This window comes from Streptomyces sp. NPDC054956 (assembly GCF_053609185.1).
In genome coordinates, this window is record NZ_JBSGXB010000046.1 from 24939 (window position 1) to 34308 (window position 9370).

A 9370-nucleotide genomic window follows, 5' to 3' on the forward strand; every position below is an offset into this window, starting at 1 on the left:
CGCATCGTGCACCGAGCGGATGTCCATCGGGTGGAGGCCATCCGATGGCGCCGCCGAGTGGATGCCATCGGATCGAGTGGAGGTCACCGAGTGGATGGGTGCGAGCTGCACCGGGTCCATCCACTCGATGTGGCCGGTGCCCGGCTACCGGTGCGTACCGGCCGTGTGTACCGTGCGGGCCAGCTCAAGGCGCCCGTCGCGTATCACCTCCAAGGCGCACGCGGCGTCCTTCGGTTCGGGGGTGAACACCTGGGCGACGAAGTGCGCGATGCAGCGGGCGATGTCCGGCGCCGCGCTGGCGGGGCAGCGGTCGGCCCACGAGCTGATCGCCATGAGGAAGATGACGCCGAGCTCGTCCAGGACGAAGGAGTCGGCGTTGATGTCGTCGACGTCGTCGGGCAGCGCGGTCACCGGGAAGACGAGCTCCTCCGCGATGGCGACCAGCAGGCCGATGTGGGGGAGGAGCTTGACCGTGAGCCGGTCCACGGCGTCGTCGTCGGCGGCGTCGACCGCCAGTACGTAGTCGAAGGCGAGCTGTACCTGTGCCGGGGTCAGCGCGCGGTGGACCGGCATGTTCTCGTGCATCAAAGGCTCCCGTCGTACGGTCACCGTGTGGGTCACGGTGATGTCTCCGACAGGGTGAATCCGCGGGCCTGTGGACAGCGGCCGGAGATTTCTCCTCCCCCGTGGAAACGGACAAACCCTGCGGACAAGGGGCCTAAGCGGACCCCCTTGTCCGGCGTTCCGCTCGACGGCGGGCCCGTCCGCTGACCCCTTGTCCGGGTCCGGCGCACGGACGCAGCCGCCGCGTTTCCCCTGGACACGCCCCGCTGCTGGCCACCGTAGACCGCGGTCAAGGGGTCCTTCTGCACGCTCTCCATCCACGGCCCCGGTGTGGGGCGGTGAAGGAAGCGAAGGAGATACGACGATGGAGACCATCCACCGCCGTCCAGGACGCGGCCCGCTGCCGCCAACCCGGCCGCACGCCGAGGTAGGCGCGGACAACCCCCACGTCGGCTGGGCATGCCGAAGGGGGCTCCTTGAGGGGGCACTTCGGACCGTCCTTTGGAACCCCCTTGGGTGCCTGACCCCCGGCAGGGCGGGAAACGTGCTGGTCAGCGCGCGAATCGGCGCGAAAACCGCGCCGTCACAACCCTCTTCTCTCCTCTTGTTGTCCGTATTGGAGGAGAGCATCGGGTTCCGGGGGGCTCGGACGCCGTCCCCGGCGTGGCGCGGCCGGCAGCGGCTGGCCGGCGGCCGGTCGCGAGCAACGAGGGAGCACAGCTGATGGCGGGCAAGCGGAAGACCAACCCGGCGGGATCCACGAACCGTTTCCGCGGCGATGCGCTGCGCGTGCTCGGAGCGCTGAAAGTCGCGACGGCCGATCAGATCCAGCGGATCGGCGCCCCGCACCTGACTTACCGGCACACCGACAAGGGCACCCCGTCCGAGCAGAAGACCGCCCGGACCGCCTCGCACACCGGAGCGCTCTCCGACATGCGCAAGCACGGACTGTCCGAGACTGGCGGTGCCACCGAGACGGGGGAGAGGCTGCGGAGCCTGACCCTCAAGGGCCTGGAGGCCGCCTCCCACGAGCTGCGGCGCCCGGTGACGGAGATGGGCTCCACCGCCCGCGGTGCAGGCTCCAGCGGCGGCTCCCACCCGATGGCCGTCAACGAGACCGTGATCGCGATGCTGCGCCCGAAGCCGGACATGTCCAAGCTCGCCGAGGATCCGCCCGAAGTGCGGGCCGCGGCCCAGGCCGCCGTCGACGCACCCGGCGGCATCGGCACGATCGCCTCGTACTGGACCGAGGTCCCGCTGCCCGCCACGGGCCTGTGGAACGCACCCGGCAAGGGCGGCGCCCAGGCCGACATCGTCCTCATCGCCCCGCAGGACAAGATGCCGCTGCTCTTCATCGAGGTCGACAACTGCCACGAGACCGCAGACGAACTCGCCCTCAAGCTGGAGAAGTACGCCCGCTTCTTCCGCAGGAGGATGAAGGAAACCGACGGCAAGGAGCGCCCGATGTGGCGCACCCGCTGGACTGCTCCGGACACCTGGTCCGGTGACAGGACGCACCCGCCGGTGCTGCTGGTGTTCAACCGCGTCGGCGAGCGCAACCCCAACCGCACCATCCCGCGCCTGATCGATCTCACCCGGCACTTGTGGGAGGGCGAGCGGCAGAGGGGCGGCTTCCACGAATACGACGGGCGGATCCCGATCATCGCGACCGGGCTGACCAACCTGCGCGAGCACGGACCGCATGGCCCGGTGTTCCTCCGCTTCGGCCGCGACCACATGGAGCCCCTGTGGGATGCGGTCGGCAATCCCCGTCGTGAGGCGGCCGAGGCCCGGGTCCGGGAGCAGGCGAGGGCCCACCAGGAGGAGTACCAGGCACAGCTGCGGCGGGCGGCCACAGCGCAGGCGGAGAGGAAGGCAGCCGAGCGTGAGGCACGCCGTCCCGTCTGTGCCGGCTGCGGGGCACGGTTCACCGACGAACGCTGGGAGACGGCGGGCGCGACGGACTGGGGAACCCCAACGGATACCCACCCGCACCTGTGCGACAGCTGCAAGCGATGGGCCACCCTCGACGAGGGACAAGCCGCCCGAGGGCATCAGGACCATGGGCTGGTGCACGGTGGGGCTGATGAGCCCGACTTTGAGCGTGAGGCGTACCGGCCTGTCTGCACTGAATGCGGGGCCCAGTTCACCGACGAACGGTGGAAGGCGACCAAGCGCGTCGGCTGGGGCGTCGCCTCCTCAGAGCCCCGCCCGTCCTTGTGCACCCACTGCGACCACCGGTTCGTCACCGACGTACACGGAGCCTGGCCCACCCGGTACCGGGATGAGGAACAGGAACAAGAGCAGGGGCAAGACCAGGACCTGCCCGAACCGAAGGCCGGTGGTTGGCTCTCCCGCTTCCGCCCTGGGCAAGCCTCCTGACCAACGGGTAAGCCTCCTGGTAGCCGGGTTGGGCAAGCCTCCGGGATCGTGGGCAAGCCACCCCCGAACGGGGCTTGCCCACGGCCGCCGCAGCGCGGCGAGCTGGAACTGCGGGACGGCGGTCTCCCGCACGGAGTCGGCCCGGCCCGCGCGGCGCTGTCAGCATCCCTCGCCGACCCAGGGGAAAGGTTGCACCGGAGGGTGGTTGAACCGTTGCCTGGACCGAGCGGCTGGGCAAGCCCAAGGGGACCCTGGGCAAGCCCGTACGTGGGAGGGGCTTGCCCAGGGCCGACGACCTGCGCGGGTCAGTGCCGGTGGCGCCAGTGCTGGTGGGCCTTGAGGACTTCGTAGCTCCATGCGGTGTGCGGGCGGGTGCCGGCCGGGCTCGTCCAGCCGAGCTGTTCGGCCACCGCCGGGAACCGGGGGTGCATCTGGCGGTCTCCGACCGTGACAAGCGCGGACAGGAGAGGTTCTCCCTTCCGGCCGTCTTCGTCGACCAGCCACAGGAGCACGCACCGGTCGTCGGCGTGAAGGCGGGGCAGGGCTGGCAGGCGCTTGTGGATCTGGGGCCAGGTGGTGGTGGAGCCAGCGCGGGCGGTCTGCTCCAGCAGTGGCCGCAACTCGGTCGCGATCTCCCACAGCTGTCCGGTGCCCAGGAGCGCCGGCTCTTCCCTGCGCGGCGGGCGGGCCTTCACGACCGGCGCCAAGTCCGAGGCCGGGGCCGGTGTGGGCGCTGACACCGGGGCGGGGGCCTGGGGCGGTACGGAGGAACGCCGGGGTGCCGCCGACGGCGTGATCTTCCGGCGCGGCGACCGGACGACGGAATCGCTGGCCCAGGCAACGTCCGGCCGCACCTTGGGCGTGGCGGCGAATGCCTGCTGGGGCTGTGACGGCACGGACTTCAGGGGAGCTGCGGCGGCCTGGCGGCGCTCTTCCTCCCGCCACCGGCGGGAGCCCAGGATCTCCTTGAGGTCCTTCAGCTGTGCCCGCTGTTCTCGGGTCTCGCTCGGTGGAGCTCCGGCTGCCTGCTGCCACGCCAGGGCGAACAGGTCGGCTGCGACCGCGACCGCGTACCGGTCGATGGCCCGCTTCAGTTCGGTCAGGGTGTGATTCAGCGTGCGGCGGACCGTGGCGATCTCCATCGCGGTCCTTGGGGCCCGGCCTGTGGTCCGGCGACGGAAATCCGTCTGCCACGCCGCACCACCGCTGAGCCGCACCCGGTTGTTCCCCAAACCCGTACTCCCCCCGAGGTGCACAACAGATCCCCAAACGGTCGGGTAGCCCGCCACCCAGACGCAAGAGATCGGCCAGCCAAGAACGCCGTACGGTCGACCTCCCGCCGCGTGATTGCCGGAGAGGCTTGCCCAGCCCGGCCCGCCGGATGCCGCACGGGCTGGGTGTGGGCCGGATAGGGGTTGCACCGGAGGTTGCCTGGACAGGGGGCTGGACGGTTGCTTTCAGCGGGGGACCGGGAGGAGGACCGGAGGTGTGAACCCCCGAAACCGCCTGACCTCCGTTTTCCCAGGTCAGCCACTGTGGGCAAGCCGGTTTCGGAAAACGACACCTCTTTACCCCGCGATAGCCGGGGTGAAGAGGAGCCTGTTCGAGGCCGGGGCGGCGGTCTGTGGCCAGCGGCGGAGGGCCAGCCGTTCGAGACCGGGGCACGGTCCCCGTCGCGGCCTCTGCTTGGCCAGGGCCGCACCCAGTGCTCCCGACCGTACTCGCCACCCCGGTCAGGTTCCGCCCCTCCTCCAGCCCCGGCATGACGAGGCCCCCAGCGCGGAGCATCGGGGGCCTCCCAGGATCCTGTGCCGGTCAGGACAGGAAGTTCTTCTGCCACTGGAGCGAGTCCATGCTGAGTGCGGCGTCGGCGAGGGATTTCGCTGAGGGGGCCTTGAGGGAGGCGAGGCTGGTGTCGATCCAGTTCTGCGTCCATCGCCCCCGACCCCTTCGGGGCACGGCGATACGCTCCTGGGAGGTCATGCTGCCGAAGGGGACAACCGATGTTCGTCACCACGCGAGAGATCACCCTGCGCTTTGAGGCGACCCACGCCTTGCCCGTGTTGCCCCGGTGGCATCACGAGCACAGCATCCACGGGCACCTCTACGAGCTCGGGTTCGAAGTCTCCGGACAGGCTGCCGCCACTGCGGGCGAGCACGAGCCAGCGCTCCAGGAGTGGGCCGTAGACGAGCTGCATGGACGGCACCTGAACGACGTCGTCGAGAGGCCGACCGCCGAGCTCTTCGCCGTGTGGGCGTACGAGCAGTGGATCGATCGGCTGCCGGGCCTGTCCGCGGTGCGTGTCTCCGAGACCCGCGACACGGCGGCGACCTACCGCCCGGCGTGACACCTACCCCGACCATCTGCTGTCCGGCCCCCTACGGCCCATCTCGTCCTGGGCGCAGGATGTCGGCGTAGATACGGGCCCGGACCCCGGGCTCGCCGGGGTCCCTGCGCACCGGGACGATGCCCGAGGTTGCCCACCGCGCCTCCAGGCCGGCCATGACCGCACGGACGGTGTCCTCGTCGCCGCCGGTGATGTCCAGCACCACCAGGCCAGGCTCCGAGATGTGCTGCTCGTCGATCTGCTTCATCTCCCATCCGACGACGGGGGAGGGGGGAGCGGTTCGCCAGCGGAGCAGGATGTACCCGTACGAGCGAGAGCGAGCCGCCGGAACCCAGCAGCAGAGGCTGGGGTTGTACCGGGAGGGCGGCTGAACCGTTGTCTGGACGGTTGCTTTCAGTGGAGGACCGGGAGTGTGACTGGAGGTGTGCCCCCCCCCCGACACTGCCCACCGTCCAACTGCCCAGGGCAGCCCTGGTGGGCAAGCCTCTTCTCGACGATGACACCTCTTTCCACGCGGTAGCCGTGGGAAGAGGAGCGCCCCTACTTCCGGCGGGCCGCAGCTGACAGGGGTCCCGTTTCGGGTCCTCTTTGGAGTCCCGTTTCGGGTCCCCTTCGAGGTCCCGTTTCGGGTCCCGTTTCGGGTCCTGTTCCATTCGCGCCGATGAGCACCAAACAGGCAGGTCACAGGCCCAGAGAAAGGCCGGAGGCACGCCGACTACTTCCTGTGGAGGGGGTCCTGGAGAAGTCCGTACCCGTACCGGCGTCCGCTGCGGTCATGTCGCGGCGCTGGCGCGCCTCACTCCGCGGCCGGCGGCGATCACGCCCACCGCATCCCGGCCTTGGACAGCTGCTCCACCCGCTCTGGCGTCAGCGTGGCGGCCCGGCGGCGCTGGTTGTCGACCCACATCCCGAGCTTCAGCTCCACGTCCCGCTGCTCCTGGCCGTCGCCGATGGCGATCGTCTCGACGTGCTTGCGGGGCACCACCAAGTGCCCCTCGCGCTTGAAGAACTGGGCCGCGGCTGCGTAGTGCATTGCCCACTTGTCCGCCTGGCTGGTGCGGGCCTTCGGCTTCTCGTCCTCGTCGGCGGGCTCGATCCCGAGGATCTGCGCGCACATCCACTGCTGTACGGGGGTGAGCTGGTCCCACCCGTGTCGGACCGAGGTGACCCACCGTCCGAGGTCCTCGCCCTGGCGTACGACCTGGCCCGCCACGGTGGGAAGTGTCTGGCCGGTGTCGAGGTGGAGGCGGACGAGGTGGAAGCAGCGCTGCCAGGTCACCGGCCAGTTCGGGCACCAGGAAGGGTCGATGTCCTCGAGCTGCTCGCGCCGCTTGTGCGTCATGGCCCCGGCCGAGGACTCCACGGGCAGGCCCTCGGCACGCCGCTGCTCGATTTCCATCCCCTTCCGGGCGGCGACCCGTGCGTTCTTCAGCCAGATCCCTACGGCCGCGCCCAGGTAGGCGGCGTCGACCGGCGCCAGGAGGTGTCCGTGCTCGGCGGCCCACCCACGCGCGGCGGCCAGTCCTTCGTCCCAGGCGACGTCGAAGTGGGACCAGACCATGCCGAGCTTCTCCAGCTGGGCGACGCGGTCTTCGTCCATGTCGCCGCGGTTGTAGAAGCGGCGGGCGTCGGCGGTCCACTGTCCGAGCGGGAAGTTCGCCAGCGTGGCCGGCCATCCCGCCTTCTTCGTCTCCTCGGCGGCCGGGACGCGGAACGTGAACGGGACGCGGAGGTCGCCGTGGGCGCGGGCGTAGATGACGGCGGCTTCGACCCCGCGCCGCCAGTGTTCGTGTTCGGGGTTGAGGACGCGCAGGTTGATGAACGCGGCGAGTGCGGCCGGGTCGCGGGGCGTGGAGAACTTCAGAAGGGCCGTGGCGGGGGCGCTGACGCTCCCGGATCCGCTGCCGGTCCCATTGCCGCTTTTGCCGTTGCCACGTTCGCTGACGGGCTTGTAGCGGCTCGGGGCCTGCTGTTCGGCGAGGGTCTCCACGATCCGCGCGTCGTGGGCTCGGAGTGCTTCGAGGAGCTTGGCGAGCCCGCCGTACGCACGGGAGGTCAGCATGTTGTCGGCGGTCTCGCCGGGTCCGAGGAGGATCGGCACGACGAGGGAGGCGACCTTGCCCTCGCCGGGCTGCATGCGCAGGGCCCGGCCGACGGCTTGGACGAGGTCGGGCATGGAGCCGCGGACGTCGGCCCAGTAGACGGAGTCGCAGTTCTTGGTGTCGACGCCCTCGCCCAGGACCTTCACGGACCCGAGGTAGCCCTTCTCCACGACGGTGCCGTCCGTGGCGATCCCTTCGGCGAACTCGGCGAGCACGCGACGGCGGTGGAGCGGCTTGTGCTCGCCGCACAGCCAGTCCGCCCACACGGTGGCCGGGTACAGCTCGGGGTCGCTGGCGTGGAGCTGGGCCGTGACGTCGGGAAGGCCGGCCGCGAAGGCTTCGGCCTCCTTCACCACGTGGTGGAAGACGAGCGTGCGCCGGAAGTTCTCCTCCGCCGACGCCTTCACCAGCGCGGTCTGCAGCGCCGCGAGTCGCGCCCCGCGAACGGTGTCGGAGCGGCTCTCGGCGCCCAGGATCTGTGCGGCCTGGAGCTGGGTGTCGGTGACGTCCACGCAGACGACCTGGTAGGGGGCGCAGATGCCCCGGTCGATCGCCTCGGAGAGCGACAGGGTGAAGCACCTGCCGCCGAACGGGCCGTCCGGATCATCGTCCATGCTCGCGACCAGCTCTCCGGGTGAGCCGGCCTCGTCCTCGTCTCCGAGCTGCCACATCCGGGGTGTGGCCGTCATGTACAGCCGGCGCAGGGCGGGGATGCGGGTGTTGTCGTGGATGACCGCCCACGGCTTCCCGATCCTGCCCGACGTCCGGTGCGCCTCGTCCACGACGATGAGGTCCCAGGCTGCGAGGCCGGCGTTGTGGGCCTTTTCCAGGGTGCCCAGGCCGAGGGAGGCGTACGTGGCGTACACGGTGACCTTCTCCAGGCCCCTCGTCCACTCCACCAGCTCGTCGACGTCCGTGGTGTTGGGGAAGGAGACCTCCTCACCCCGCAGCGAGGACACCCCGATCATCGGGCCCCGGCGGCCACCCTCGCGCCACGCGGCCTCGGTTTGGGCGAGCAGGTCCAGCGACGGCACGAGCACCAGCACACGGCCCGCGTGGAGCTCCTCCGCGCTGCGGACCGCCACCCGGGTCTTCCCGGACCCGGTCGCCATGATCACTTGCGTTCGAAGCCCTCGTTCGGGCACAAGTGATCTTGCAGGCAATTCGAGGGCACGGAGGACCGCGTCAATGGCTTCTCGCTGGGCCGCCTCGCGCTGATCAGAGCGGTCTGTGCTCGACATTTTCGCCTGCCTTCTCCTGGGGTGCCGTCCGGTCGATTCGAGCGGCGGGAAACGGAAAACCTGCACGTAGTAGGAGCCGCAAGGGCTACGGTTGGACTGACACAATCGGCTGGTTGCTCTTCCTCACCGGAGCACCGGCAAGGCTCTTGTGGTGGATCTCGATAACCTCCAAGATCGGTCCTGGGTGGTGTGCTCTGAGTCCAGAGCTTATCCCGATATAGAAAATGACGCACATAGATTGCGAAATTCCCCCTAACGTGGCGTGAAGCTGTTAGTCTGGTCTTATCGCAAGCCACGCAGGGACCTTGACGGCCCCTCAATCCAGCCCCTTCGGCCTTGAGTCCGACCTCCTTGCCTCTACTCCTTCCCCGACGGCGCGTCACCCCCTCTCCTCTTGCTGCCGCTTGTGCCGTAGGCCCCGGGGTGGGTCGCGCGGAGCGTGGCCCACCTGGTCTGGCCTTGGCGAGTGGCTGGTTGGGGGCGGGGTTGGCGGGTGGAGCGGAGCGGAGGCCACGGGTCGGCCGGAGGCCGGCCTCCGGGGGGCCGAAGGCGCCCCGGTTCCCCTGCGGTTGGCGGGATCGCGGAGCGGGCCCGCCTGGCGGTGAGCGGAGCGAGCCGCGTCCGCTCACGCGGAGCGTGAGCGGTGGGAGGTGCGGAGCACCGACCGTCCCTTGCCCAGGGCCGGTGTCTTATAAACAAAAACCAGCCCCCCACACACCATTGCCTCTCGGTT

7 protein-coding genes are annotated in these 9370 nt (G+C 70.0%); 2 read left to right on the forward strand and 5 right to left on the reverse strand.

Annotated features, from left to right (window positions below; translation table 11 throughout):
- Positions 1-144: 144 nt before the first annotated feature.
- Positions 145-585: a hypothetical protein gene (locus tag ACWGDE_RS11420; RefSeq protein ID WP_453388744.1), complete on the reverse strand. Its 441-nt coding sequence runs from the start codon at positions 583-585 to the stop codon at positions 145-147.
- A 702-nt stretch (positions 586-1287) separates the two neighbouring features.
- Here ACWGDE_RS11420 and ACWGDE_RS11425 point away from each other — a divergent pair.
- On the forward strand, positions 1288-2946 hold the full coding sequence (locus ACWGDE_RS11425; RefSeq protein ID WP_453388745.1) for a replication-relaxation family protein: 1659 nt from the start codon (positions 1288-1290) through the stop codon (positions 2944-2946).
- Positions 2947-3251: 305 nt separating this feature from the next.
- Here ACWGDE_RS11425 and ACWGDE_RS11430 read toward each other — a convergent pair whose 3' ends face one another.
- Together ACWGDE_RS11430 and ACWGDE_RS11435 are read right to left on the reverse strand one after the other, a co-directional pair.
- Positions 3252-4088 (reverse strand): hypothetical protein, encoded by an 837-nt coding sequence (locus tag ACWGDE_RS11430; protein ID WP_453388746.1) that lies wholly within the window; start codon positions 4086-4088, stop codon positions 3252-3254.
- 673 nt (positions 4089-4761) lie between these two features.
- Positions 4762-4905, reverse strand: coding sequence for a hypothetical protein (locus tag ACWGDE_RS11435; RefSeq protein ID WP_453388747.1), 144 nt, complete (start codon positions 4903-4905; stop codon positions 4762-4764).
- Positions 4906-4949: 44 nt separating this feature from the next.
- On the opposite strand from ACWGDE_RS11435, the gene ACWGDE_RS11440 reads away from it, so the two are divergent.
- Positions 4950-5294: a 6-pyruvoyl trahydropterin synthase family protein gene (locus ACWGDE_RS11440; RefSeq protein ID WP_453388748.1), complete on the forward strand. Its 345-nt coding sequence runs from the start codon at positions 4950-4952 to the stop codon at positions 5292-5294.
- A 31-nt stretch (positions 5295-5325) separates the two neighbouring features.
- Here the strand turns inward: ACWGDE_RS11440 and ACWGDE_RS11445 are convergent, their stop codons facing one another.
- Together ACWGDE_RS11445 and ACWGDE_RS11450 are read right to left on the reverse strand one after the other, a co-directional pair.
- On the reverse strand, positions 5326-5541 hold the full coding sequence (locus tag ACWGDE_RS11445) for a DUF6207 family protein (protein ID WP_453388749.1): 216 nt from the start codon (positions 5539-5541) through the stop codon (positions 5326-5328).
- 570 nt (positions 5542-6111) lie between these two features.
- A complete protein-coding gene (locus tag ACWGDE_RS11450) occupies positions 6112-8637 on the reverse strand; it encodes a Helicase associated domain protein (protein WP_453388750.1) in 2526 nt (841 codons plus the stop codon).
- Between the last annotated feature and the right edge of the window lie 733 nt (positions 8638-9370).

Bases quoted from the DNA above. Each gene is read 5' to 3' on its own strand.
- ACWGDE_RS11420 (WP_453388744.1), bottom strand. From the start codon at position 585: ATGCACGAGAACATGCCGGTCCACCGCGCGCTGACCCCGGCACAGGTA.
- ACWGDE_RS11425 (WP_453388745.1), top strand. From the start codon at position 1,288: ATGGCGGGCAAGCGGAAGACCAACCCGGCGGGATCCACGAACCGTTTC.
- ACWGDE_RS11430 (WP_453388746.1), bottom strand. From the start codon at position 4,088: ATGGAGATCGCCACGGTCCGCCGCACGCTGAATCACACCCTGACCGAA.
- ACWGDE_RS11440 (WP_453388748.1), top strand. From the start codon at position 4,950: ATGTTCGTCACCACGCGAGAGATCACCCTGCGCTTTGAGGCGACCCAC.
- ACWGDE_RS11445 (WP_453388749.1), bottom strand. From the start codon at position 5,541: ATGAAGCAGATCGACGAGCAGCACATCTCGGAGCCTGGCCTGGTGGTG.
- ACWGDE_RS11450 (WP_453388750.1), bottom strand. From the start codon at position 8,637: ATGTCGAGCACAGACCGCTCTGATCAGCGCGAGGCGGCCCAGCGAGAA.